Source organism: Amedibacillus dolichus DSM 3991 (assembly GCF_000154285.1).
GTDB lineage: Bacteria > Bacillota_I > Bacilli_A > Erysipelotrichales > Erysipelotrichaceae > Amedibacillus > Amedibacillus dolichus.
The window spans coordinates 1-25,371 of sequence record NZ_DS483477.1 but is presented as its reverse complement, the minus strand read 5'-3'; the positions used below and the strand labels follow the sequence as shown (position 1 = coordinate 25,371).

Sequence of the window (25,371 nt, the reverse complement as noted above, 5' to 3'; positions counted from 1 at the left end):
ACCCCTCACTAACAATTTTCTACAACTGTTCCGCTCTTAACCACTGTAAACGATTGAATTTTTACCATTGGTCGAATAATGCAATTGCCATAAATCAAAGCATATTCCTTTACCATCGCATCATGGTGAACAATACTATTTGCGGAAACGATACAACCATCATCAATAACAGCACTTGCTTCTATTACTGCATTGGGAAATACAACGATTCCTTCTCCTAATTTTGCAAAAGAAGAAACCACCGCACTAGGATCCAACAAATTCACCTTACGATACTGCATTAAGCTCAATATATCATACAAGCTTTTCCTCACTTGATTATTTCCAATCGCAACAAATGCGCAATCAAACATATTACGTAAGCTTTCTAAATCACTTTGTTTTCCGATAACCTTCTTACCTAAAACATATTCCTCGCTATCGTCCACAAATTCAATTTTCGTAAAACAATTCATTCGCACCGCAATATCATAACAACATTTTCCATGTCCACCGGCGCCTATAATCAAAAGATTCAAATTATTCCTCCAAAATAAAACAACTCATATCTTAGCACTTACTAATAATTTCCAAACCTACTTTAGTCGTAGTTTCTTTATTAAACATACTTAATCGAAGATAAGCAATTCTTTTGTGCCGATCAATCTTTACAATCAATCCTTCTTTGCCCTGTAACGGTCCTTCCGTAATATATATCTTATCTCCACGAATAAAACCTATAGACATATCTACAATATGCCCTTTTTTACCGAAAGATTTCATAAAAGCAATCTCATCTTCATCTAATGGATAAATCTCAGCTTGCTTTTTGCCGATAACCTTGACGAAATCCGGTATTTTTTTCAATTCGGAATATAGCAGATCAATCTTATCTGTAATCATAAAAACGTACCCTTTGAATAAAACATCTTTCACATCGTGCCAAACACCGCTAAATTTCCGTTTATGGATATACTCCGGTATAAAGCATTCTGTTAAAATGTCATTAGATATCATAGTTCTACACTTTTCGGCAATCTGTTTTTCATGACCGCTTCTCACCTGTACAACATACCAATTCATCTTTTCGCCTCCAAAAGAGTAGGCTTCGCCTACCAAGCCCAGTGTTCGACTTGACGATTTATACTATGACCATACATCAATCATGAACGTGTCCAAGCAACGATTCACTTCGCTGTATTCCTTCAACTTTAGATAATACCTTATCCATAGCTAAAAAGGGCACACTATACCCTATTCTAACTTTTAATATAATACTACAAAAAAAACTACAATGCAACCATACCCCCTGCCTCACATTTTACATCATTTTGTACTTCATCATGAAGAAAAATTCGAAATAGATAAAAAAGGAGATAGCACTATTACTACCTCCAAATATTTAGTATCCTATATTTTCCTGTACTAACCTTCCATCATTTAATACGGTATTGATAAGTGAATTTGCTTTGTCCACGGTTGCTTGATCCGGTACCATCATATATGCATAGAATCCATAAGAAGGCGACCATGTACTTCCTTGTCCGGTGCCATCTACGGAATACTGGAAAATTTCCCAACCGCTCATATCATCTAGCTGCATACGGATAAGCGAATTGATTTCACTTTGACTCATATTGGTTTGGAAACTTCCTGCAATAGCGTCCATAATACTTGTGTAACGCGTAATGATCGCTGGTGAAATTGCCTTATTTATCATCGCTTCCACTACTCGCATCTGATTTCTTCCACGTTCCCGATCACCACTAGTAAATGCATAGCGCTCTCGTACGAAGCCCAAAGCTTTTTCCCCGTCCATGTAGTTTTCTCCTTCAACAATCTGATAATTACCATGCATAGTAACAAATGTATTCGGCGAATACACATTGATTCCTCCTAAAGCATCTACCATTTCAACTAAGCTTGAAAAATTTACACGTGCATAGTAATTGATAGGTACATTTAAAAAGTTCTCTGCTGTTTCAATCGTACAAGAAACACCGAAAATACCGGAATGTGTTAATTTATCTTTTTGATTATCCTGACATGGCTGCGCAACATAATAATCACGTGGAATGCTCGTCATCAAAATCTGTTTGGTTGTCGGATTCACTGTTACCAGCATATTCACATCGGAACGGGCAACCGTAGAAATTGTTCCGTAAGTATCTATACCGCTAATATAAATATTAAACGGATCTTCCGTTACATCTACATTCTTGCTGATATCTGCCGCTTTTGTTTCGTATGTATAGCTTTTTAAAACCTTGGTATCCTGATCGAACTGTGGGTGCTTTTCATCAAAAGAACCACGCATTCCCTCATTAAGCAGCATAGCGGTTACCTCACCATTGTAAAGTGCATCGCCATACGCTTCCATGGAGTTATAATCCTGCAATTTCACATTAACATCTTTTTTCAAGTCGGCAATCGCTTCATTTAGAACCTTGTTATCTCCCAAATTTGTTGTAGCTACAACACCTCCGGCAATATCGTCAATCGTTTCATAACCGCTGTCTTTCATAACAACTACCGAAACTACGGAAACATCTTTATCACTATCTGTCAATTTCCCAAATGTATTGTAAGTTTTAAAAATGTACCAATTTCCTACACCCAAAAGCAAAGACAACAGCACAATAATAATTCTGCCCAAAATTCGATTCAGCTTACTCAACCGCTTTCCTAATTGCAAATAGCTCAAACCAATTGCCAATAACACCAAAACAATGATAACCGGTAACATATACTTCATCGGTACCATGTTTAAAACAAACAACTGTACGATAAACAATACCGTTAAAGCCAAATAAATAAGTGCAAAATAAAATCCTATATTCTTGAAGATACTCTTTTTCTTTGTTTTCTGTTGTGTCATAATTCCTCCTATTATTTCTAATATGTTATTCATTATATATCTTTTTAAGAAGATTATATAGTAGATAATACTTACAAATTCTTATTTTTTCTACCCTAAATCATATTTGATGACATTTGAATCATCAATTTTCCAATTTCAATTATATTTATACGAATATACAATATCCATATTTTTAATGTAGTTTATAATATCCTTCCTTATAATACGACTCTACAATGCATTTCACACATAATCTATCACAAAAATCAGAAAACGTGCCTTTTCTAAGATAAATCATCACAATATCCTAACGAAAATACAACTGTACATCTAAATATTTCCATACAAAAAAAGAAGAAAGCTTTGCACTCTCTTCTCGATTATCAATAGAAACTTAATTATTAGAACTTGGTAGGAACGGACTTACGGCATCAGCTAAGCTATGAAGGTTACGTGTTTGAATCCATACATCACCTTCACCATGAAATTCATTTACCAATCCTTCACCGGTCGTAAAGCCAAATGTTCCACTAGCAATATGGATATCGTAGTTTAAAGATGCGTCCCAAGCAACTACATGTTCATTATCAATGGTAATCGGGCGATCAGGAGTAACATGCAGCATTAACAAATCACCGAAAGCATTTACCAAAACATCGCCTTCTCCACTTGTTTCCATCACGAAGAACCCTCCGGTTCCACCAAAAAATGCCTTGCCGACATTCTGTGATTTCATCATATATTCAACACTCATATCACAAGCTAGAAAAGCTCCGGTATTTAAACGGTATTGCGTCATACCTCCCACTTGTAAGCATTTGATCTTTCCCGGAATAGATGGTGCAATTCCGATATAAGCATCACTGCTTTTGCCGGTAGCATGCGTAATAAATACACTTTCACCACTCGTCATACTTCTGCCAATCGCTCCTAATACACCACCTAAGCCCTTTTTCGAACTATTCATCTTTCCTTCAATCTCTACATTTGACACATACGCCATTGCGCCTCTTTCAATTTTTATTGATTCATTATTCTGCAATTCTACATGCAACAAAGGACAATCGGAATCACCTAACATTTGATATTTCATTTCTTTTCCTCCCGGGGACTTATTCCCAACTTTTATATGTATTATAACATGGAATGCATGGCATATTATATGCAATATGCATTCATTTATATTGCATACACCAAGCTATGAAACATACCTAATACAGAATCAGTCAATAAAGAATATCATTTGTCTTTTTACGAATAAACTTCCTTCATTCGATAACTAACTCCCTCACTTTATACTTTCATTAACCTTATGCTTAGATTTCAAACAATGACAACAGCTCTTCCTTACTCATTTTCGCAAGATTTGTCTCGTTATTTTCCACAAACATATCCGCAAGCTCCTTTTTCATTAGCTGCAGCTTTTGAATCTTTTCTTCAATGCTGTTTTTCATCACCAGTTTAAATACCTGTACCTTCTTCCTTTGTCCGATTCGATAAGCTCTATCCGTTGCTTGATTTTGTGCAGATTGATTCCACCAAGGATCATAATGAATAACCGCCTCTGCGGAAGTCAGATTCAAACCGGTTCCTCCTGCCTTTAAGGAAATCAAAAATACAGTCGTTGAGTCATTTTGAAAACGCTCCACCAACTCCCTGCGTTCTTCCTTATTCGTAGCACCTGTCAATATATAATAAGAAATTCCTTCTTTGTATAATTCATCGGCAATCAACTCCAACATACTTGTAAAGGAAGAAAACAAAAGAACCTTTTGCTTATTCTCCTTTAAAGTCTGAATCAAATGAATGCAAGCCTTTAGCTTAGAAGAAGGCTCATGTATATTTTCAAATACCAAACGAGGCTCACAACACAATTGTCTTAGCTTTGTAAGCATTGCTAGAATCGTTATTTTATCTGTACTCTGCATATTTACCATTTGACTTAATTCTCGATTTACCTGAGCTAAATGTGCTACATATAATTTGTTTTCTTCTTCACTAAAATCAATGATATAATTTTGTTCAATCTTATCCGGAAGCTCTCTTAAGACCTCCTTCTTATTCCGTCTTAATACGAAAGGAGCTACCAGCTTCTTTAATTTTTGTTGCACTTCCTCGTTATGATTTTTGACGATTTCACTTTCATAATGTGCTTGAAAATAATGATAATTAAATAAATAATTCGGCATTAGAAAGTCAAAAATAGACCAAAGTTCTGCCAATGAATTTTCAATCGGGGTACCTGTTAAGGCCAACTTATGCTCAGCCTTTAATTTTTTTACACAAAGGGCATTGCGTGTCTTTTGATTTTTGATATATTGCGCCTCATCTAAAATAACATAATAAAAGGTCATAGCTTCATACAACTCAATATCACGGCGGATATAATCATAGCTTGTAAGCAAAACATCATATTGTGAATAAGACGCAATTTCCTGTGCTCTTTGCTTCGCATTTCCACAAATACATTTGCACTTTAACGTCTTTGAAAACCGGTGAATCTCATCTTCCCAATTATATATTAAGGAAGCCGGACATATAACGATACTCGTTTTTCCACTTACTTTTGAATCCAGTAAAGCAATTACCTGAAGTGTTTTCCCCAATCCCATATCATCTGCCAAAATGCCATTAAAGCCACTATCGCGCATCATGGATAACCACTGCACGCCCTCTTTTTGATAATCTCTTAAAATTTTATCATAAGGTGATGGAAGCGGATAGCTTTTATTTTTGCTGCTGTAAAACTGATCGATCTTGGCTTGAAACTGTGCACTGCGTTGAATATCAAGATACTGAGCTTGATTCGCCTTATCATTCATTGAAAACAATCGGTAAGCTTCCATAGTTGCCTTACCGTCTACAAGATCATTTCCCGATAAATGATAGCTTTCCAACATATCATCAAGCTCTTTTAACTGCGGAGAATTCAAATTCAGCAAGTTTCCGTTTTTTAAACGATAAAACTTACGCTTTCGACGATAGGAACGTAAAACCGCGGATAGTTCCTCTTTTGGAATCTCAAGACTTTGAATATCAATTCCTAATAAATCATTTTCTATTCGCACACCTACTTGGATCGTATAATGATGCTCTTTTTCTAAATTTTTTAAAGCATCACTCACATAAATTTCACAATATGAATTCAAAAATGAAAGTCCTCCTAAAACAAAGGTATAGGTATCTTCTCTATCCATATCAAAATAAGCAGTATGTGCATCGTAATCAATGACAGAAGCATAACTTTTAATATACGCTTCTACAACATCTTGTGCATAGGAGGTAATAGGGTTATCATCAAAGCCTTCTCCTCGCTCTCCTTCTTCATTATAATAATTTAATTTGATATACATTTGTCCATTTGCATCAATATCCCCATATAGCTTTATCACGCTGTATGGCTCAGGAAGATCTTTTAAACATTCTAAACCGATAATATCTAAATAAGGCTGAATATCGGATATTACATATTTGTAAAAGGCTGCATATTCCTTTTTTTCGATATATAGAACATTTGATGTAATATCATTTAAAAAGCTCATGGTTTTGCCTTCACTATCCAAAGTAATTTGACAAAGTTCTACCGTTTGCCCGACCTCTTGTGTGATAGTATACAAATGCTTATTGCCAACAATCAATTTCTCATCGTCATAAGAAAAGTGTAACAAATCTCCCTCTTCTTGAACAAGAATTCTGATTCTTCGCTCCGTTTTTATTAACGTAAATTCTGTATCTTGTCCATCATATAAGTCAAAGAATGCATCTATTTCATTTTCTGACAGAGCAAGTGAACGTGTAATACGTGAATAGCCATAATAATATCCATTATATTCCAAATGGGCTTGTTGCCGTTCTTCACACCATTGCTTTAACAAGCTAATCTGCTTTCGTGATCTTTCATCAAAAGCTTCCATGCAGTGTACAAATTCTAATTGTTTCCCATATTTATAATATATATGATTTTCGATACGCTCTAAAAATGTTTCGATATCTTTCAACACGTATTTTTTCTGTGCACCGATACGAAAGGATACATACAGCTTTTCATCTACATGATCATACGCAAGCTCCGGTTGAAGCTCATATTGCTGATGCTGTGTAAGGGATACGATCTTATTCTCATACGCTCGCTTTTGTTCACGAAGCATTGTTTTGCCAAATGCTAGCATTCTGTTTCGTTGCTGCTTACGATATTCCTCCTGCCTGCGTTTTTCTTTTTCTTCTTGTGAAAGCCTTTTTTCACTAATATAGTGAAACGGTATCGTTTCATCTGGTAAAGCTGCTAGTTTTAATAATACTGCTCCGATATCACCACAGGCACTTTCCTCATTACACCAAGGACAATCTCGTTCATAAGAAACTATGCTGCTATCTCTTTGTTTCGTTTCAAATAGACGATGACACTGATAGGAATCCACATTTCCTTCTTCATCGATCCACAACCGGCATTGACTCAGCTTTCCTAACACATTTACTCTGGCTATGACACAATACATATACATATCCGTATCAAAGGTAATATGTATTTCTTCTACATTATCATAACGGTAATAGCTTTCACTTAAACGAATGCTTGTTGTATCACTTACTACACTATATAAAGTCGATGGTTGTATCTTGAGCATGTGTAAATCCCCCTATCTATTCGAAAGCAGCTTGTTTATATCATTATTTTACACTGTTCTATGCATTTGGTAAATTTCTTTTCTCAAAACAATAGCGGAAAGATGGAGAATACGTTTGCTATGTTTCCAGTATTTTGAATTTTCTGCAAGCAGCTGTTAAATTGCTTATATTTCTATTATTAAACTTTCGCCACTTCTTGCGCATGTATCTGTAAGGATTTAAAAAATGATCAATTTATTTTTTTTGCATAAGATTTATGGTACTATAATAAAACAGAAGAGAGAGGATAGTATATGGAACTCATACGCTGCATTTTACATATTATGGATACCGCACAAAACCTGTTTGCACCAAGTGAGGTACCAATGGAAAAACTAAACGAGGAGATTGAACCAATCCTTATGTCGAAATTAAAGCGCATTTTTAAAAGTCAAAATAAGCGCCAAGCAACCTTTGACAACAGCGATATTGAAAAATGGATCTTTGATTATAAAACGACTGAAGCAACTTTTGAAGAGACCTCAAAAAGAATTGCACAACGTATTTTTGAGGAAAAACGTAAGTATAATGTATTCCATTCCAGCGATTTTATTTTTTGTGAAGTGAAAGTAGATGATATTCGCTACCTTGTTGGTATTGATAATGCCAACACACAAAAGTTGACGCATGTTATTCATACAAACAGCGGGAAAGTGGAAAATGAATTCCTTTTGCATAAAGCATTGTTTTCCGAAAGTCTGTTAAAAGATGATCGTATTTTTATTATAGAGTATGCCACATCGGCTTTACAGCTTATTGAGACACCTTATCACAACACCTATGTATTCGAGGAGATCTTGCAGTGTAAAGCAAAACAAAGCTACAAAGAAACATTAAAGATCATGAGTGAGAGTGCAGAAGTGATTAGTGAACGCTACAATCTTAATGCTCTTGAAACTATGCCGGCACTTAAGAGTGCTGTTGTGGAATGTATCAAAGAAGAAGATGCCTTGCAGGCTGAAGAAATTGCACAGCAGGTTTTTCGTGGTCATACGTTAGCTCAACAGGATTTTGTACGTGATATGAAATCTCAGGGCGTTGATTCCATGAGTGTTGAAAATATACGTCCTGCAAAAAGTGAGAAAACAGAAAAAATAAGGACAGACAGCGGGATTGAATTAACGATTCCTGTTGATTTGTTGAATAGTAAAAATGATGTTGAATTTATTACGGAAGATGATGGAAAGCTGTCGATTCGATTGAAAAATATCCATTCGATTCGTCGGAAGTAGACCACTTGTTTCCATGATGTTGGATTCATTGTTAATGGTTTGAGAAAAGCTCAATACCCTATTCGAATGGTGAAAACTGATATAAATATAAAATCAAAAAAATGATACATTCATGAATTGCTTTAAAAAGATATCGTTTTAGCAAATAATCGAAAACTAGTAATAAATTTGCATCTATGAATTATACAGATCCAAAAGATATAACAGATTTTCTTAAACGTAAGCGTCAAATAAAAAGTGGATTGAAGGATAAGTAAAAAAAGCACATACTTAAGATAAAGTTAAAGTAAACTGATAGTCAAATTGCTCTATTATAGTAAATTGACTGGTCGAAATACTATAACATTAGTACTTAAGGGGTGTGGGTAATGAATGTGAATGAAGTAAGTAAGCATGCCAGAAAACAAGAATGGATAGAAAGAATACAACAATGTCGATCAAGTGGCTTATCAGTGAGAAAGTGGTGCGAAAGGAATGCTATTCCTACTCCAACTTACTATTATTGGCTAAAAAGAATTAGGAACGAAATTTGTGATACGATAACTCAAAACGAATCTGTTTCTTTCATGCCTCTAATAGTGGAAACTAATGAGTCTACATCTACAGAAGCAAAGGATACCTCTACTGTTGCGGTTTTAGTGAAAAATGATGTGCGTATCGAACTATCTAACTCTATATCAAAAGAAATGCTCATAACCATATTGGATAGCTTTGGTACTATGTCAAGATTTCGGACAACTAAAATATAAAAATTTTCAATTTTTAGTTTAAATTATTCTGGTAGTAGTTTTTTTCATATTTGTTTGGAGATTGGTAATCACAATGAGAATGTATTCTTACTGTATTGTAAAATCCTTCTATGTATTCAAATACCATCTGATAAGCTTCTGAATAGTCATTTATCTTTTTTCTGTTTAGCCATTCTCTTTTTATCAATGCATGAAATGATTCTATGCATGCATTATCCCATGGATTCCCTTTTTTAGAGTAACTGCCGATCATTCCTACCGTTAGATTATAGTATTTTTTTGATGTGAATTGAACACCTCTGTCACTGTGTATTACTACCGGATTATCTGTTTTTCTCCTCCTTTTTGCTTCTTCCAGACATTTTAATACTTCCTCTACTTCCATTGTTTTTGTTAGTTTCCAGGCTATTATTTTTCTTGAGTATAAATCCATTATACTTGTCAGATACACAAATCCTTCTTCCTGTGTCCAAATATAGGTTATATCTGTACACCAGGCTGAATTCGGCTTTTCAGGATTGAAATTACGTTTTAGAATATTCTTCAGTTTTGATGAAAAATCACTGTCCTTAGTGGTTATTGTGCATGGTCTGATATAATGGGCTTTAATACCCATCTCACGCATAATATTGCCCACATATTTTTCGCTGACTTTTATTCCTGACTGATTCAGTTTTACAGTTATTTTCGGTGCTCCATAAATTTCATGTGATTCTTCATAAATTGCTTTTATTTTTTTACTGAGTTCCTGTTTTCTAACTTTTTGTTTAGAAGGTTTTCTGTTAACGTAATCATAATATCCTGATTTACTGACATTAAGTTTATCGAGCATACCGGAAATCGAAGCATTATTATCATTCTGCTTTTTTATTTTGATTTGATAATAAAGTTCCTGTTTCGTTATTTTCCCAGTATGCCAATAGCCTTTTTTAAGACATCAAGCGCATCCTGTGTATCTTTAAGCTCCTTACGCAAACGAGCAATTTCTTTAGCTTCATCACTAGAGAAATTACCAGAACCTCTGGAAACAATAGTACCATTATTTTTATCAGCATCTTTCACCCATTTATGAACAGTACTGTCAGCAATGTCAAAACGTTTAGCAATAGAAAGTTTAGATTCATCAGGATGATCAAGTACATACTGAACAACTCCTTGTTTAAATTCATCTGTAAATGTAGGTTTAGCCATAATTAAATTCCTCTTCTTTCTGTGTTAATAATTTATGACAGTATACCATAAGATGCTTTAACTCTCACATTTAACTGATACGGTTTTTATTCTAGCATCATAATTTATACAGGAGTAAGAATTGGAGAACTATTAAAATTAGAAAAGAAGAATGTCAATCTAGAGGAACAATACTTTGATATAACCAAAAGTAAAACAGATAGTGGTGTTCGTAGAGTTCCTATTGCTGATTGTATCTTGCCATTTTTCAAAAACTGGTACGAATATTCACAAGCAGAAACTTTAATTTGTATGCCTAGCATGCAACCATTCAAGTATAGAAATTATATTGATGCTTATTGGTTTCCATTAATGGAACCATATGGAATGCAACGTTACACTCCACATTGCACGAGACACACTTGCATTTCGCTTCTTGCTGAAGCAAAAGTAGACCAAACATCAATTAAATTGATCGTCGGACACAGAGGGGCTATGTCACTTACAGAGCGTGTATATACGCATTTAGATGTCGATACATTGATAGAAGCAGTGAACAAAATGTATGTTCCAGCATCGGTTAAGTGCTAGATGGAAAAAATAAAGCAGCAAATCTCTCTCCACATTCTCGCACCACATTCTCTCTCCACATTCTCGCACCACAGTCTCACACCACAGTCTATCTCCACAATTCTCTAAATAAAGCAGCTTAGACCACAGTTTTGCACCACATTTTTGGTGAGAGGCGAAGTTGCTTTATTTGTTACCATATTGCAGCTTTATGAGGGTTTTTTAGACAAAATAAAAAAAAGAAAAACCCCATAAAATGGGGCTTTTCGAATGTTTTCCTCAAACAATTTACTAACGTTTAGAGAACTGTGGTGCACGACGTGCAGCCTTAAGACCGTATTTCAATCGTCTGAGCGATGATTTTCCTTGATATTCCGGGCTTTTTTGAGCCTCGACCCCTCGGTTGTCCTATTCCTTAACCCAAAAAACAGGCCACTTTTACGAGGGAACAGCTTGATGAAATGCAGAATTTACTACATCGAATAGCTGTTCTGGTTTATTATACTTTACTCTTGCATAGATGTCCATAGTTGTCTTGCTGTTCTCATGTCCGGCAAGGTACTGGACCGTCTTGGGGTCAACACCTGCATACAGAAGATTGGTGATGTAGGTATGCCGCAGCAGGTGCGGTGTCACATCGAAGTCCAGGCTATACACAATGTTGGGATTGTTTTTCTGATGTCCTCCCAGACTCGGCTGAACAGTGTACTTGATGCTCTGTCCGTTCACATACTTATAATAGGTACGCTCCTTGGTAGACCGAACAACGATGTACTGCCAGACACGTTTGAACTGCGAATATGACAAGGGCTGTCCCTCACTATCGGCAATCACATATTCCGATTTGGAGGCAGCCTTGGCTTCCCGCAGACAATTCACAAGGCATTTGGGAATGGGAATATCCCTTCTTGCTGCTTTCGTCTTAAGCGTTGTAGAGATAACCGGTCTGTTATGCTCTGATCGCCATGCGCGCCGCACAGAGATATATGGAGTGGGTGCATCGAGGAACACACAATCCCATTGCAAGGCGAGAGCTTCTTCTCGGCGCAGACCGGCATATAAGCCGATCATGGTAAACAGATACGGCGGAAGTCCTTTGACGGTTTCCAGCAGCACTTCCACCTGCTGGTCTGTCAGCGAATCTTTCTTTTGGGTCGGTTTCCCTCCTTTTGCCGAAATCCCCTCACACGGATTGTATTCCAGCAACTGGCTCCGCTCTGCCGAGTAAAAAATGCACTTGAGGAGCATATTCACCGTATTGTGCAGGCTCTCGGACTTATTGGACAATGGGATCAGCGCCAGACGAATATCATCCGCTGTTACTTCCTCCATATACATATCTCCCAAAGGCTTGATAATGTAGTTCTTCATATTGGAGGCGTAGCCCTTCAGTGTAGCCGGCGACACTTTTGCGGATTGCATCAACAGCCACTTCTCACAATACTCGGCCACAGTAGGATGCTCCCGGTGGAAGATGATCTCCGCTACCTGGCGTCTCGCCTCCTGCTCTTTATCGTACAGTTCCTCGCAGGTAGTCCCATACAAGCTCACCTGCTTGCCGTCTGCGTCCAGAATCCGGGTTCTGTAATACAGGACACCCTTTCGTGTGACGGTTCCATATTGAGGTATGTTTTTTTTCTTCTTTGCCATAATTAATTTCCTTTCTCGCGTGGTGATGTATCTACACCTCCTTTTTATCAGAGATTTCAAATTGAATCAAAGATACGGCCAAGGAAAAACTAAGAGCGAGACATCCTTGTCTCGCTCTTACTTCATTTTCTGAATTGTTCGGAACTTACACAGCGTCCCATAAGTCAAAGGCACAGCCCATTGCTTTGACAAGATCATCCGGCCTGTTGTATTTGACCTTTGCGTAAATGTCCATCGTGATTTTGCTGCTTTCATGGCCCGCCAAATATTGTACCGTTTTGGGGTCCACCGAAGAATGAATCAGATTGGTGATGTAGGTGTGCCGCAGCTGATGCGGTGTCACTTCAAAATCCAGGCTATATACCACATGGCCGTTATTCCTGGCTTTTTCTCCAAGTTTCGGGTAAAGCATATATTTTACATACTTTCCGTCCACAAGTTTTCTGGCCATTCTCGGCTTTGCAGTCCGCGTCACAATATACTGCCACAGCCGCTTAAACTGTGTATAGGATAGCGGATCACCGTCCCGATTGGCAATCACATAATCCGAAGTGGATTTTTTCTTTGCATCTTTCAGACATTCAACCAGACAGACCGGGAGAGGAATGTTTCTTTGTGCCGCTTTGGTCTTTAGCTCGGTAAGAATGACCGGCCTGTTATGTTCTGTGTGCCATGCCCGCCGTACCGTTAAGTACGGAGCCTCTGCATCCAGATACACAGAATCCCATTGCAGCGCCAGGATTTCTTCCCGGCGCAGACCGGCATATAAACCGATCATCACAAATACATAGGGCGGCAAATCCCGGATCGTGTCCAAAAGCCGCTCAACCTGTTCATCCGTCAATGCCTGTCTTTCTTCCTGGGGAACTCCTCCCTTTGCATCCAGGTATATGGTCGGGTCCTCGTCAATCACATGGCTCTCCTTGGCCGCCCGGAAAATGGACTTGCAGAGAATCACCACAGACTTATAAACCGAAGCCGACTTCTTGGAAACAGGTACGAGGGCAAGTTGGATGTCATCCAGGGATACATCAGCCATTCTCTTGTCTCCCAGCCCTCCAATAATGTGCCGCCGCACCTTAGAGGTATAATCTGTCAAGGTGGTGGCCCGAACATGGACGGACTGCATCAGCAGCCACTTCTCACAGTACTCAGCAACCGTAGGCGATCTTCGACGAAACGTAGTACTGTCAATCTGCTCTAACGCCTCCAGTTCCTTGTCATAAAGCTTTTCGGGCGTCTTTGCATAAAGCGCCACTCTGTTTCCATCCGAATCTTCGACTCTGGTTCTATAATATTCAATGCCGTTAAGCACGACCGTACCATATTGAGGAATTGCCCTTTTTCTTTTTGCCAATTCCGTCACCTCCTAAGAATAATGTCCAGCGCTGTACCTTTGTTTTATCAGACATATTAGGTTCCAGCAAGGATACGGAACAGCTCAAGCTCGGACACTTCGCAGCTTGCGGTATGTAGCGCTTTTTTCCACTGGCTTTGCACGATGGGTGCATTTTGCGATATACTCCTGAAGGCCAGCATCTGTAAAGTACACGCAACCATTTTGCACATACTGAACATAGGAAATTAGCCCACTGTTTCGAGCTGCATCCAAAGTGGCAATGCTAATCCCCAGTAATTTGGCAGCCTCTTTCCGCGAAATCAATTTTTCCATAGGTGGTCCCCCTTTCTGTCAAAGATGTGGTTGTTGCTTTCAAAATCACATGAATGCGCTGGCAACCGAAGCTGCCAGCGCATGGTATCTGACTTTGAAAAATTTACTCGCCACATTTGCCACGCACCCCTGGCGATGGGGACATTCCGGTCTCCGCTGGCGCGGCTGTCATAACTCCACAGCGTCGTTTTACTCGTGCGCCGCAGAGTTCCCCCCAAGTCTTTAGGAGGCCGTGAGGAAGTATCTTTAACCCCTATGCAGTCATCGCGCCCTGAAATGCCACTTTCGGGTATCAGGCTGACGTGGATCGCTCGGAACAGTCCTATTCATCACCTCCTGGGGCTGTCCATCTTCGCGGCGTGCCTGATTCGCTCGTACATAGGTTATGTACCGGAAATGCCGTCTATGAAATTGTCAAGCTCCACATTGGGAGAATGTTCTTCCCTCAATGGGTAGGCACTGATACGCTTCATTTGTTAAGTGTTATTCAAAAATTTTTTTATTTTTTTAAATCTTTGTGCAACAGCACTTCTGGAACAATGCCAAAGACGTGCTACATCAATTTGACGATAACCATCCACAAAAAGTAATGTCAATAGCTCCAAATCTTTCTTCGACAGCTTCTTCAATCTCAACAGTAGTTGTTCGTTTTCCACCGAAGCCAACCATCCATATCGCGTTTGATCAATCTTATCAACATCCCATTGATAAGATAACGATGCAAACTTTCGGAACAGCTGTGATTGACCACATACTTCATCATATTGTTCACAAGGTATTGGTTGCGCATGGTTTTGAAAAACCCTTTGACTGCAAAACCATGCCCAGTCATATTCTTTCATGGCAGCAATCTGTTCTTCGCTCATCCCTGCATCACAATACTCAACTTCTAAACGCTTCCATCTACTATCAAACTTCTTTTTCTCATATCCATAATTAAATCCCATTATTAACCTCCTGTAGATTCAATTTGCAAAATTCACCATGCAAACTAAAATCAGGAGGAGATCGACAACGAGAATCTCTGGGTTGTTTTCCATCCCCAGAAACAAAAATGCCAGCTGATCTTAAGGACCAGCTGGCATTTTTATTCGCGCACAAAGAAAACGCATTATTAAGATTTTATAAGTACAACAAGTATACCAAGCACAATTCGATACCAACCAAACACCTTAAAATCATGTTTTTTGATAAAGTTCATTAGGAATTTAATTACTAAGACAGATACCGCAAATGCCACAGCCATACCGAGAACAAGAGCGAGCAGTTCTGCACTTGTAAATTCAAACCCGAATTTTAACAGCTTAAAAGCACTTGCTCCAAGCATAGTAGGTACTGCGAGGAAAAAAGTAAACTCTGCTGCTGCCACTCGTGAAACTCCTATGAGTAAAGCACCTATAATCGTTGCTCCCGACCGTGATGTGCCGGGTATAAGTGATAACACTTGAAATGCCCCTATCAAGATTGCTGTTTTATAGCTGATGTCAGAAAGTGCCATAGTAGTAGGAGTACGCTTTTTATTCCAATTTTCTATGAGAATGAATAACAAACCATAAAAGATTAACATGATTGAAATCACAATGGGGGTTTGGAGGTAAGCATCCAAATAATCATCAAATAGAATCCCCATAATAGCTGACGGTACACAAGCTACCGCAACCTTGAACCACAACGAGAAAGTATCCTTTTTAACAATTGACTGTGCTTTGTTCTTAAATTGAAAGGGAAACATCTTGTTCCAAAACATTACAACCACTGCGAGTATAGCTCCAAGTTGAATAACAACAAAAAACATTTCTTTAAATGCTTCGCTCATATTAAGTGTGATAAATTCGTCCACAAGAATCATATGTCCTGTGCTGCTGATAGGTAGCCACTCAGTAATACCCTCAACAATTCCAAGAAAAATAACTTTTAAAATTTCTATAAAATCAAGTACCATTATTTCAAATCCTCCTTTTTAAAATGATGAAAGGTCATAAGAAAACCAACTGCTGATACAAGAATAATAATAGATACAGACAGCAGTGTAGGATAGCCGGTACTCTGAAGTTTACCCTGCACCAAGAAATAGGTGGCTGTCCACGGATACAACGCTCCCCATTCTTGATTTGAAAGTGCGGCACTTCCCATGACAATCACGGCAGAGCCAATCATCGGGGCGACAAATCCTTTTGTTTTCATAGCAACAAACACAAAAGGAGAAACTGTTAAAAACATCAGGATACTGCCAAACAAAAACTTGGGGAGCCATACTATTGCCACTAGTAAGCTATATCCCTCCAATGTAAAGACAGCGTCATATAGCCCACAAACGATAAATATACCTGCCCATGTTACAAGGGTTAGCATAACAATCCAAAGAAGCAGGGTGCAAAATTTTCCAATTAATAGTTTTGTCCTTGAAATGGGTATGGGCAATATGGTTTTGAGGGTGCTTTCTGTGTACTCTCTGCTAAACAAGTAAGCTGCAATTGCCACATATATCATAATGTTTACCAGCAGCATGATATACAGTACACTGTCGCTGTATATGTCAGACAAGGTAAAGATAATCTCCGGCTTATCAAAATGTGTTTGCAAGGCTTCTATTAACATCAAAAGTGGGGTAGATAATACCCCTGCCACACTAATTAGCACCATTTTTGAACGCTTTAGTTTTAATAATTCACAAGAAATAAGATTAAGCAATACCGCCACCTCCAATCAGTTTAGAAAAGTAGTCCTCTAAGTTTTCCTCACTATCATTTATCCTTGTCACGAGCAGTCCATTTCGTGCAAATTCTCGATTGATTTCTCCAACACTTTGGCTAAAGTCATAAATTCTCACCGTACCGTCCTGCACTGTAAAATCCGTCATGTGGTAGTGGTTTTCTAAAATCTTTCCGGCTATCTCACTGTCAGATAAATCAAATTGAATGTATTTTCGATTCCTTTTGTGAAGCTCGGATATATTCACTTCCTCTACTAAATGCCCCTCGTGCATAACGCCGATAATATCTGCTATCTGTTCAATCTCGCTTAAAACATGGCTTGAGATAAAAATGGTAATGCCATGATTGTGACTAAGTTCAGATAAAAATGAGCGTATTTCAACTATTCCAATGGGGTCAAGTCCGTTAATCGGTTCGTCAAGTATTAAAAGCTCCGGCTCGTGCATAATGGCGGCGGCAATACCAAGCCGTTGCTTCATTCCGAGGGAATAATCGGAAAAGACTTTTCTTTTCTCCTTATGCAGCCCCACAACTTCAAGAGCTTTTTCTACTCCACTTTTAGATACTCCCCCTCGCAGTTTAGCGAGAATTTGCAAATTCTCATACCCTGTTAAATTACTGTAAAATCCCGGTGTTTCGATAATAGAGCCTACTTTGCTATAAAGGGTATGGATATTTTCCTTATAGTTTGTGCCAAACAAGCGTACCGTTCCCTCCGTTGGGAAAGCAAGCTGCAACATCATTTTCATTGCTGTGGTTTTGCCTGCTCCGTTTCTGCCGAGCAAACCATAAATTTTGCCCTTTGGCACATGAAGATTTACCTTATCGACAACGGTGGCTGTTCCGTATCGCTTCGTAAGATTTTCTGTTTCAATGATATAATCCATATTTGATTCTCCTTTCCGTGGGTTGCTGTTCTTGTTTTCGCTGACCACAATCTTATTATCCACGAGTATTGCATAGAAGCCAAGAAATCTACCGTCACAATGCCGACACAATAGATGTCAGCACGAAAAAAGCTCCGACACTTATCGTGTCAGAGCCTATTTTAAAGGGTTTATGGCATTTTACTTTGTTTGGGTTTGCTTTATCCAGACAAATATTTTAGCAACAAATAGCAGAAACATAAGGGCGGTTACATAGGGTTGTCTTGCCGCAGCGAAGAAGCAGATAAAAAGCGTACTCAGCACGAGAGAGCATTTTGTGATTATGTTGCTCCATGATTCCTTTTCAAAACAAACACACATCAGTTTCGCTATCCCAAGTGCAATCAAAACAATAAAAACAATCCAATAGATTGCAAGATATATTGGGGTAGTGTCTGTAAATGAAAGTAGATTGACAGAATAAATATATCCGTCAACAAGGTTACCATACAACGGCAAAAGTATAAAAGTAACCGCCATCATATCTAATATTCCATAAATGAAACTGTAAATTTTTTTCAAGTTGGAACGATTTTCAGTTTCGGCAAGTGTAATCAGTTCTTCGCCCGATAGCAGTTCATCTATGGTCACAGAAAAGAATTTAGAAATACACTTGAGCGACTCAATGTTAGGGTAACCCTTGCCGCTTTCCCATTTTGAAATGGCTGTTCTTGATACATATAATTGCTCCGCAAGTTGTTCCTGCGTTAAGTTCTTTCCAGTCCTAAGCTGTTGTAGCTTTTCATTAAATTCCATGATTCTCCTCCTGTTTGTTCCTTGTTTTCATACGTCCATCAACGGGTTTTTCTGCATCTTTTGGTATCATCCATGCACGACCAAATTTTTCAGTTCCGTCAATGCGATTTTCCTCACATAATTTTTGTATCCGTCTTTCCGATATGCCCCATTTTTCAGAAGCGGCTTTCACAGAAATGTAATTCATAATATCAACTTCCTTTCGCAAAGAGTATATAATTATTATATACGGAATGACGAATAATAGCAAGTTTCTCTCCACTAATACGAAATTATACACTACTAAACATAAAATCATACTTCGTTCAAATATCATCACCCGAAATGTACAATGATATAGGATGATATTAAAATGTACCAAGATGAAAGAAAACTTGATTTTAAGCCGTTAGGTATAGCGATAAAAAAAGCTCGGGAAGCAAAAGGGTGGACACAGGAATATCTTGCCCAACTGGTAGACCTTACGCCACGCTCTATTATGTATATAGAGAACAGGGGGCAGCACCCAAGGCTTAACAAATTTTATCTCATTACTACCTTGCTTGACATCTCTGTAGACCAGTTCTTTTTTCCATGCAATGAAGATGGCGACAACAATCGCCGCAAACAAGTTGATGTACTGTTGAATGATATGGAAGAAAAGGAGCTTATCGTGATGGAAGCTACGGCTCAAGGCTTGAAAAAGGCAAGAGAAACTGCGGAATAATTAACGCTGTTTTCGTAAGCCAAGCCAACTGAAAAAAGTGCGACACCTACACAGGCTATCGCACTTTTTAGGTTATTTTTTTATTCTCCACACAAATCATAAAGCTGTTCACATCGGTTTTGAATATCTAAGATTTCTGTTTCGGTTAAACTCCTGCGGTTATGAGTAAGTTGTTGCTCTAAAAAATCACGATAGCCATCAAGTAAGGCATCCCGTAAAAGCTCGGGGGCTTTGCAATGTTCCACACCAAACCATTGCTCATCTTTTTCATCCCAAATCATAACGGTGTATCCTCGCTTAGTGTTCACCACCTCCAAAACACTATCTTTATTTAGGTAATCGTTGAATACTTCTAAAACCTTTTCAAAGGTCATCATTTTATCAGCCCTTTCATATTTTAGGTGCTTATATGTAAGTAGTTTATATACTTATTACGACTATGATAATAAAAGTAAATCATCGTGTAAAGGATACGGATATTGTTTGCGAACAAAAGTGGCAAGCAATGCCTGTGTTAATACACACAGGCCCGCAGAGAAGAAAATCCCTTTGTGATTTTCCTCTCTGCTTGCTTGTTGAGGGCAGCGCCCCCAAGCCCCTTTGAACACAGAATTTCATTCTGTGGCTGCGCGTTCTGCGAACGCTTTTGACCAGAACCAGCTTACCGCTGGCCGTGGTCTTTTTCTTTTTCAACATCCTGTTCTACCTCCATTTTCAGCACTCGATCTACATTTGCCTTTGCCGTTAAAAGCTCCCGCATTTCCTCACGGGAACGCCGGTACTCGGCATAGGTCTTTTTCTTTTCTTCCAGCAATTTCGCGTACTCCGTCTGCAACTCTTTGACCTTGGGAAGCTTCTTGACTCCCATCTCATCAAAGGCATTCTTAGCAGCCTGGTGGAGCAGAATTTCTTCCTCATATTCCCCCCGGAATTTCTTAGAGTAACCCGCCTTGCGGTATGCCACATAGACCTCACGGGTCTTGGCATAATTTACGATGTGAGTACGCAGAACAGCGATCTCTGCCATGCGCTTTTCAGCCGCTTTGATCTGCGCCGAAAGTTCATTGTGATGTGCCGTGGCAGCCGTAGCCTTTTCTTCCAAAACCGCATACTCCAGCAGGTTATGCTCTGACAGGTAATTCATGGTCTGCGCCATTTGCTTCAGATTGAAAACTTTGGCCCATCGAGCATAGCCAGCACCCTTTCCGGCCTGCAATTTTGCCTGAATGTCCACCAGTAGATTGACCTTCGGCGGCTCCGGCTGCACGACGTTTTTTTTATGGGGCGTATGCTGTTTTTCTCCGGCCAGCACCGCACGAATTTCCGCTTCACTGTACCCGGCCCCCAGCTTGTCATCCATGCGGGCTACATTCTTCCAGCCGGGTGCTTTGAGCCGGATCGCTTTCCCGCGCCGGGATACCTCGCAGCCCATTTCGGAAAGCAGTTTCAGCAGCGCATCAAAGTCCGCTGGATTCTGCTCCAGCGCACAGTCAATCATTACTCGCAGCAGCTCTCGGTGAGAGGGCTTTGCCTGATCGCCCAGCCATTTGTTATAGCTCTTTCCGTGAAGTTTCGTATTCTCTACAATGGACAGTCCATTCTCAATACAGATGGTGTCACTTAGCCGACGAACCGCCTTGGTGCTGCCCCAAAAATTGCGGAACTTCCGGTCATATTCTAAGCTGACCGATGACCAGATAATGTGATTATGAACGTGGGCTTTGTCTATATGAGTGCAGACCACAAAGGCATGATTGCCTTTAGTAAAACGCTTTGCAAATTCTACGCCCAGCCGGTTTGCTTCTTCCGGGGTAATCTCACCAGGGCGGAAGGACTGGCGCACATGATAGGCAATCACATCATCTGCGCCACGCACTCGTCCAGTAGCGGCAATGTACTGCCGCTTTGCCAGAAGGAACTCCGCATCCGCAGTCCGGCTGTCACACGCATAGCCGGTAATGAGCTTGCCGTTATCTGTTTTCTGTGGATTTGCTACATAGTCGATGATGTCACTGATTGCCCGACTTTCTGTGCGACCCTTGCCAACATGAAGCGGCATGATTCTTGTAGTTGCCATAATAGAAGGCCCTCCTCTCATAAATATTTTTTCGCTGAACTCTTTGCTTCTATCGTTGCAATAACTTTCTCCGCTGGGTATAATAAAAAAGAACATTCTACAACCTCAAGGGAGGGATTTTATGATAGAACAGCTCATTGCCGAAGCAACGGAATGTGATTTCAAAGTTGCTCTCGAAACAAAAAAGCCAAAAAGCTGGTTAAAAAGTGTCAGTGCCTTTTCCAATGGGATCGGCGGCACTCTGTTTTTCGGAGTCTCTGATGACCGGGAGCCTATCGGCTTGTCCGATGTTCAAAAGGATGCTGAGGCGATCAGCCGCTTAATTAAAGAACGTATCACACCATTACCTCAGTTTATCTTAAAACCATTACAGGAAGATGGTAAAAATCTATTAGCTCTGGAGGTTTCTCCTGGCCGTAGCACCCCATATTATTACAAGGCAGACGGCGTGATGGAGGCATATATCCGTGTTGGAAATGAAAGCGTAATTGCCCCTGATTACATTGTGAATGAATTGATCTTAAAGGGAACCAATCAGTCCTTTGATACCCTAACAACAGACGCGGTAAAAAAGGATTACAGCTTTACACTTCTGGAAGCAACCTATCTGGAACGGACCGGTCTCCGCTTTGAGCCATCCGATTATGTTTCCTTTGGTTTGACTGATAAAAATGGACTCCTGACCAATGCCGGAAAACTCATGACCGATCAGCACACGGTTTATAACTCCCGTATGTTCTGTACCCGGTGGAATGGCTTGGAAAAAGGCTCTATCTTTGATGATGCGCTGGACGATAAAGAATACGAGGGAAATTTAATTTATTTACTGAACAGCGGCAGTGAATTTATTCGCAATAATTCCAAAGTCCGTTTTGTCAAAAAGGCACAGTATCGTGTAGACAAACCGGATTATGCTGAACGAGCTGTGACAGAGGCTCTTGTCAATGCGCTTATCCATCGTGATTATATTGTGCTTGGCAGCGAAATCCATATTGATATGTTTGATGATCGGGTGGAAATCACATCTCCGGGCGGTATGTTTGGCGGTGGATCAATTCAGGAATATGATATTTACAGTATCCGTTCCATGCGGCGAAACCCTGTGATTGCTGACCTGTTCCATCGCATGAAGTACATGGAACGCCGTGGAAGTGGCCTACGCAAAATCGTCAGTGAAACCGAAAAGCTGCCTGGATACACAGAGGCATATAAGCCCGAATTTTCCTCAACAGCGACAGATTTCAGAGTCATCTTGAAAAATGTAAACTACAACTTAGAGGGTGACGCCCACCAAGTTATCCACCAAGTTACCCACCAAGTTATTGAACTATCAACGGTATCCAAACAGATTTTGGCTTTTTGCACAACACCAAAATCCAAGAAAGAGCTTGCAGTATTTTGCGGCTTCAAAGATTTAAGAAACTTCACTTTGAAGCATATCAATCCGCTTTTAGAATCCGGGCAATTAGAAATGACTATTCCCGATAAACCTAAAAGTCGCAATCAAAAATATATTACAGTTCGTTCCGAATAAACAGAGAAGCAGGGCATTGGGTCTCATCTCCCATTGTCCTGCTTCTTTTTCATTCCAAATTATATTCACATCATTTACCCATACACCCAATCCTGAATCGCAAATTTCAAACTCTGCACCTTTCCCAGCAGCCAGATCGCAGCCAGCGGCAGTCCCATCGGGCTAATCAAAAATGCCATAATCAGCAAAATTGCACCATTCTGCGGGGAATAGGTAATAAACACAGCCACGCCAAGCAGAGCAATTACCGTGCTGAGCAGACCAAGCACCAGACCAGATATGTAGATCAGCCCCATGCAGAGCCAGACAAAAAGCGTCAACACCAAAACGACCGGTGCAGTTACAATCATCAGCAAGCATTTCAAAATCTTCATTCCAGTTTCTCCCTCCAACGCTCCAGATGCCGTTTGCACAGGGCATCCGCTTCTCTCTCATCATCTTCCGTCAACTCCCGTCTGCCTTTGGTCAGTTCAATCTCCACATAAGTCCGGTAATCATCAGCTAAGAGATTGAACAGTTCCTTGGGAGTATGGCACACCTCGCCAGAGCAATAGTGAAAATCCTGGTCAAATTCAACCCTTACACATCCGTGGCGGCTGATATAAACTTCTATGGTCTCGTCTGCGGTCAGGTAATCCGCAAAAATCTCCAGCACCTTTTCAAAGGTCAGCATCTATTTTCACTCCTTTGCTTCACTTTTTATTCTACTCATATTATCCGGTACGGACAGGCAAAAAACAAGGATACCGCCAAAAAGAAAAAGCGGAGGAAGGTGCGGCGAAGAAACGCCGTTCCTCCCTCCGCAAATGGAGTATCTATCCCTGTTATGAAAGTTTAGAAAGCTGAGTAAGGATTTGACTCACACCCTCCCATAGCTGTTCCTGCCGCTGGGATATATCCTCCAAGTCAGCATCGTAAACCCGCCCGGTCTCATGCACTTTGCGGGTCAGCTGATTTAAGTTGTTGCTGCTTCGGCGCATCAGGGAAACCAACTCCTTCAGCTCCGGCAGATCCAGTTTGACCACATACCCATCCAGTGCCATTTTCCGCAGATAGGCACTCAGATTTTCTGTTCCGTATTGCTGCATCTTTTGATGGATCAGTTCCAGTTCTTCTGCGGACACCCAAAACAAAACCGGAACATCCCGCTTGCGCTTTGCCATGGTTATCGCTCCGGCTCCCGTTTTTTCGGGGCTGCAGGCTTGCGGGCAGGCGGTTCCTGCTTGAGCTTTTGCAGGACAGAACTTTTCTGCTGTTCTTGAGCGACTTTTCGGAACTGTCTGGTGAACAGGTCGGTCAAACCGGGATTGACCCCATCCACAACCAGATAGGCACAGTGGCGGGAAGCATCACTGTCCTCCGGCATGGGAATGGTTTTTGCCCAGGCTTTATTGTCCTGAGAGATACGCCCGTCATGGTTCTTGTGCTGGATGGTGTTTGCAAGAATGAATTGTACCCGTTCCGCCCCGAACTTTTCCAGCACATCTTTGACCGCCACCTCCGTATCCAGCCGGTTCTCTGCATAGTGGGCGCTGATGGTCTGCTCAATGGCTTCTTTGCAGGCGCTGTTCGCCTGATACGAACGGTTATATTGTGCCATCTCTCCATGCTCGGACGCATAGGCGGCAGAATGGGGGTAGAGCGGGGCAGTTCGTAATTCTTCCTGCGCCTTGCACACATCATCGGCACGGTTTTCAATGCTGTCCCGGATCACATCCATGTAGCCAGTCTCCAGCTTTTCAAAATAACGGTACACATCAGCCAGCGGCGAGGAGGAATCCAAAAGCGCCTGGGCCTGGGCATCGGTCAACTCCAATTCCTCCATTGCCATCACGATGTCCTCGCGGGTGGTGTACTCATAGGCATGGTTTAAGACTTCTTCCGGGGGCTGGCTTTTCAGCCAGTCCCGGAACTTGTCCTGTTCGGCAGCCATCTTTTCATAAAGAGCTGTATTCAGATCGTTAGTATTCATGTTACCGCACCTCCTCATGCTGTTTTGGTTTCTTGTCTGTACTGCGGGGTTGCACCGGGCGTTTTAGGTTATCCAGCACCGAAGGCCGTGTGCTTTTGGCAACAACAGACTCAGTGTGTGCCTGCCCCTTTCCGTCGAT

27 protein-coding genes are annotated in these 25,371 nt (G+C 40.2%); 5 read left to right on the top strand and 22 right to left on the bottom strand.

The window, feature by feature from the left end:
* Positions 1-8 precede the first annotated feature (8 nt).
* From EUBDOL_RS07470 to EUBDOL_RS07450, 5 genes are all read right to left on the bottom strand, one after another.
* Entirely contained in the window at positions 9-518 is a 510-nt protein-coding gene (locus EUBDOL_RS07470) for a PglD-related sugar-binding protein (protein ID WP_004800233.1), read from the bottom strand.
* A 31-nt stretch (positions 519-549) separates the two neighbouring features.
* Positions 550-1,062, bottom strand: coding sequence for an antiterminator LoaP (loaP, locus tag EUBDOL_RS07465; RefSeq protein ID WP_022420973.1), 513 nt, complete (start codon positions 1,060-1,062; stop codon positions 550-552).
* Positions 1,063-1,381: 319 nt separating this feature from the next.
* The gene (locus tag EUBDOL_RS07460) at positions 1,382-2,857 is read right to left on the bottom strand and encodes an LCP family protein (protein WP_040463603.1); all 1,476 of its coding nucleotides are present in this window, start codon (positions 2,855-2,857) and stop codon (positions 1,382-1,384) included.
* A gap of 376 nt (positions 2,858-3,233) precedes the next feature.
* The gene (locus EUBDOL_RS07455; protein ID WP_022420596.1) at positions 3,234-3,932 is read right to left on the bottom strand and encodes a TIGR00266 family protein; all 699 of its coding nucleotides are present in this window, start codon (positions 3,930-3,932) and stop codon (positions 3,234-3,236) included.
* A 223-nt stretch (positions 3,933-4,155) separates the two neighbouring features.
* A complete protein-coding gene (locus EUBDOL_RS07450; protein ID WP_004800224.1) occupies positions 4,156-7,464 on the bottom strand; it encodes a DEAD/DEAH box helicase in 3,309 nt (1,102 codons plus the stop codon).
* Between the two features lie 294 nt (positions 7,465-7,758).
* Between EUBDOL_RS07450 and EUBDOL_RS07445 the strand changes: the two genes are divergently transcribed.
* Positions 7,759-8,736 carry a nucleoid-associated protein gene (locus tag EUBDOL_RS07445; RefSeq protein WP_040463600.1) on the top strand — a complete coding sequence of 326 codons (978 nt, stop codon included), beginning with the start codon at positions 7,759-7,761 and terminating at the stop codon, positions 8,734-8,736.
* A gap of 368 nt (positions 8,737-9,104) precedes the next feature.
* On the top strand, positions 9,105-9,485 hold the full coding sequence (gene tnpA, locus EUBDOL_RS07440) for an IS66 family insertion sequence element accessory protein TnpA (RefSeq protein ID WP_004800218.1): 381 nt from the start codon (positions 9,105-9,107) through the stop codon (positions 9,483-9,485).
* Positions 9,486-9,498: 13 nt separating this feature from the next.
* Here the strand turns inward: tnpA and EUBDOL_RS07435 are convergent, their stop codons facing one another.
* Positions 9,499-10,389: an IS3 family transposase gene (locus tag EUBDOL_RS07435; protein WP_328284343.1), complete on the bottom strand. Its 891-nt coding sequence runs from the start codon at positions 10,387-10,389 to the stop codon at positions 9,499-9,501.
* A complete protein-coding gene (locus tag EUBDOL_RS07430; RefSeq protein WP_004798671.1) occupies positions 10,386-10,676 on the bottom strand; it encodes a transposase in 291 nt (96 codons plus the stop codon). The genes EUBDOL_RS07435 and EUBDOL_RS07430 overlap by 4 nt, the downstream gene beginning before the upstream one ends.
* Before the next feature lie 96 nt (positions 10,677-10,772).
* Between EUBDOL_RS07430 and EUBDOL_RS11950 the strand changes: the two genes are divergently transcribed.
* On the top strand, positions 10,773-11,246 hold the full coding sequence (locus tag EUBDOL_RS11950) for a site-specific integrase (protein ID WP_083781353.1): 474 nt from the start codon (positions 10,773-10,775) through the stop codon (positions 11,244-11,246).
* A 417-nt stretch (positions 11,247-11,663) separates the two neighbouring features.
* Here the strand turns inward: EUBDOL_RS11950 and EUBDOL_RS07425 are convergent, their stop codons facing one another.
* The 9 genes from EUBDOL_RS07425 to EUBDOL_RS11865 form a co-directional block, all read right to left on the bottom strand.
* Entirely contained in the window at positions 11,664-12,875 is a 1,212-nt protein-coding gene (locus EUBDOL_RS07425; RefSeq protein ID WP_002576318.1) for a tyrosine-type recombinase/integrase, read from the bottom strand.
* Positions 12,876-13,020: 145 nt separating this feature from the next.
* Complete coding sequence (locus EUBDOL_RS07420) at positions 13,021-14,232, bottom strand: tyrosine-type recombinase/integrase (protein WP_002576319.1); 1,212 nt, start codon at positions 14,230-14,232, stop codon at positions 13,021-13,023.
* Between the two features lie 84 nt (positions 14,233-14,316).
* Positions 14,317-14,547 (bottom strand): hypothetical protein, encoded by a 231-nt coding sequence (locus EUBDOL_RS07415; protein WP_002576320.1) that lies wholly within the window; start codon positions 14,545-14,547, stop codon positions 14,317-14,319.
* 476 nt (positions 14,548-15,023) lie between these two features.
* On the bottom strand, positions 15,024-15,494 hold the full coding sequence (locus EUBDOL_RS07410) for an RNA polymerase subunit sigma-73 (RefSeq protein ID WP_004800212.1): 471 nt from the start codon (positions 15,492-15,494) through the stop codon (positions 15,024-15,026).
* Positions 15,495-15,661: 167 nt separating this feature from the next.
* Positions 15,662-16,489, bottom strand: a complete 828-nt coding sequence (gene bcrD / locus EUBDOL_RS07405; protein WP_002576322.1) for a bacitracin resistance undecaprenyl-diphosphatase BcrD — start codon at positions 16,487-16,489, stop codon at positions 15,662-15,664.
* On the bottom strand, positions 16,489-17,238 hold the full coding sequence (locus EUBDOL_RS07400; protein ID WP_002576323.1) for an ABC transporter permease: 750 nt from the start codon (positions 17,236-17,238) through the stop codon (positions 16,489-16,491). Before EUBDOL_RS07400 ends, bcrD begins: the two co-directional genes overlap by 1 nt.
* Positions 17,231-18,148, bottom strand: a complete 918-nt coding sequence (gene bcrA, locus EUBDOL_RS07395; protein WP_002576324.1) for a bacitracin ABC transporter ATP-binding protein BcrA — start codon at positions 18,146-18,148, stop codon at positions 17,231-17,233. The genes EUBDOL_RS07400 and bcrA overlap by 8 nt, the downstream gene beginning before the upstream one ends.
* Positions 18,149-18,328: 180 nt before the next feature.
* Entirely contained in the window at positions 18,329-18,943 is a 615-nt protein-coding gene (gene bcrR, locus EUBDOL_RS07390; RefSeq protein ID WP_002576325.1) for a bacitracin resistance transcriptional activator BcrR, read from the bottom strand.
* The gene (locus EUBDOL_RS11865) at positions 18,933-19,130 is read right to left on the bottom strand and encodes a helix-turn-helix domain-containing protein (RefSeq protein ID WP_009246557.1); all 198 of its coding nucleotides are present in this window, start codon (positions 19,128-19,130) and stop codon (positions 18,933-18,935) included. Before EUBDOL_RS11865 ends, bcrR begins: the two co-directional genes overlap by 11 nt.
* A 165-nt stretch (positions 19,131-19,295) precedes the next feature.
* On the opposite strand from EUBDOL_RS11865, the gene EUBDOL_RS07380 reads away from it, so the two are divergent.
* Positions 19,296-19,649, top strand: a complete 354-nt coding sequence (locus tag EUBDOL_RS07380; RefSeq protein ID WP_002576326.1) for a helix-turn-helix domain-containing protein — start codon at positions 19,296-19,298, stop codon at positions 19,647-19,649.
* Between the two features lie 80 nt (positions 19,650-19,729).
* Here EUBDOL_RS07380 and EUBDOL_RS07375 read toward each other — a convergent pair whose 3' ends face one another.
* Together EUBDOL_RS07375 and EUBDOL_RS07370 are read right to left on the bottom strand one after the other, a co-directional pair.
* On the bottom strand, positions 19,730-20,026 hold the full coding sequence (locus EUBDOL_RS07375) for a hypothetical protein (RefSeq protein ID WP_002576327.1): 297 nt from the start codon (positions 20,024-20,026) through the stop codon (positions 19,730-19,732).
* Positions 20,027-20,310: 284 nt separating this feature from the next.
* Entirely contained in the window at positions 20,311-21,726 is a 1,416-nt protein-coding gene (locus EUBDOL_RS07370; RefSeq protein WP_040463596.1) for a relaxase/mobilization nuclease domain-containing protein, read from the bottom strand.
* A gap of 121 nt (positions 21,727-21,847) precedes the next feature.
* On the opposite strand from EUBDOL_RS07370, the gene EUBDOL_RS07365 reads away from it, so the two are divergent.
* The gene (locus tag EUBDOL_RS07365; RefSeq protein ID WP_004800190.1) at positions 21,848-23,260 is read left to right on the top strand and encodes an ATP-binding protein; all 1,413 of its coding nucleotides are present in this window, start codon (positions 21,848-21,850) and stop codon (positions 23,258-23,260) included.
* Between the two features lie 74 nt (positions 23,261-23,334).
* Here EUBDOL_RS07365 and EUBDOL_RS07360 read toward each other — a convergent pair whose 3' ends face one another.
* From EUBDOL_RS07360 to EUBDOL_RS07345, 4 genes are all read right to left on the bottom strand, one after another.
* Positions 23,335-23,634: a CD1845 family protein gene (locus EUBDOL_RS07360; protein ID WP_004800188.1), complete on the bottom strand. Its 300-nt coding sequence runs from the start codon at positions 23,632-23,634 to the stop codon at positions 23,335-23,337.
* Positions 23,631-23,933: a hypothetical protein gene (locus EUBDOL_RS07355; protein ID WP_004800186.1), complete on the bottom strand. Its 303-nt coding sequence runs from the start codon at positions 23,931-23,933 to the stop codon at positions 23,631-23,633. Before EUBDOL_RS07355 ends, EUBDOL_RS07360 begins: the two co-directional genes overlap by 4 nt.
* Positions 23,934-24,084: 151 nt before the next feature.
* Positions 24,085-24,423, bottom strand: a complete 339-nt coding sequence (locus EUBDOL_RS07350) for a plasmid mobilization protein (protein WP_004800182.1) — start codon at positions 24,421-24,423, stop codon at positions 24,085-24,087.
* Positions 24,424-24,425: 2 nt separating this feature from the next.
* On the bottom strand, positions 24,426-25,232 hold the full coding sequence (locus EUBDOL_RS07345; RefSeq protein WP_004800180.1) for a DUF3849 domain-containing protein: 807 nt from the start codon (positions 25,230-25,232) through the stop codon (positions 24,426-24,428).
* Between the last annotated feature and the right edge of the window lie 139 nt (positions 25,233-25,371).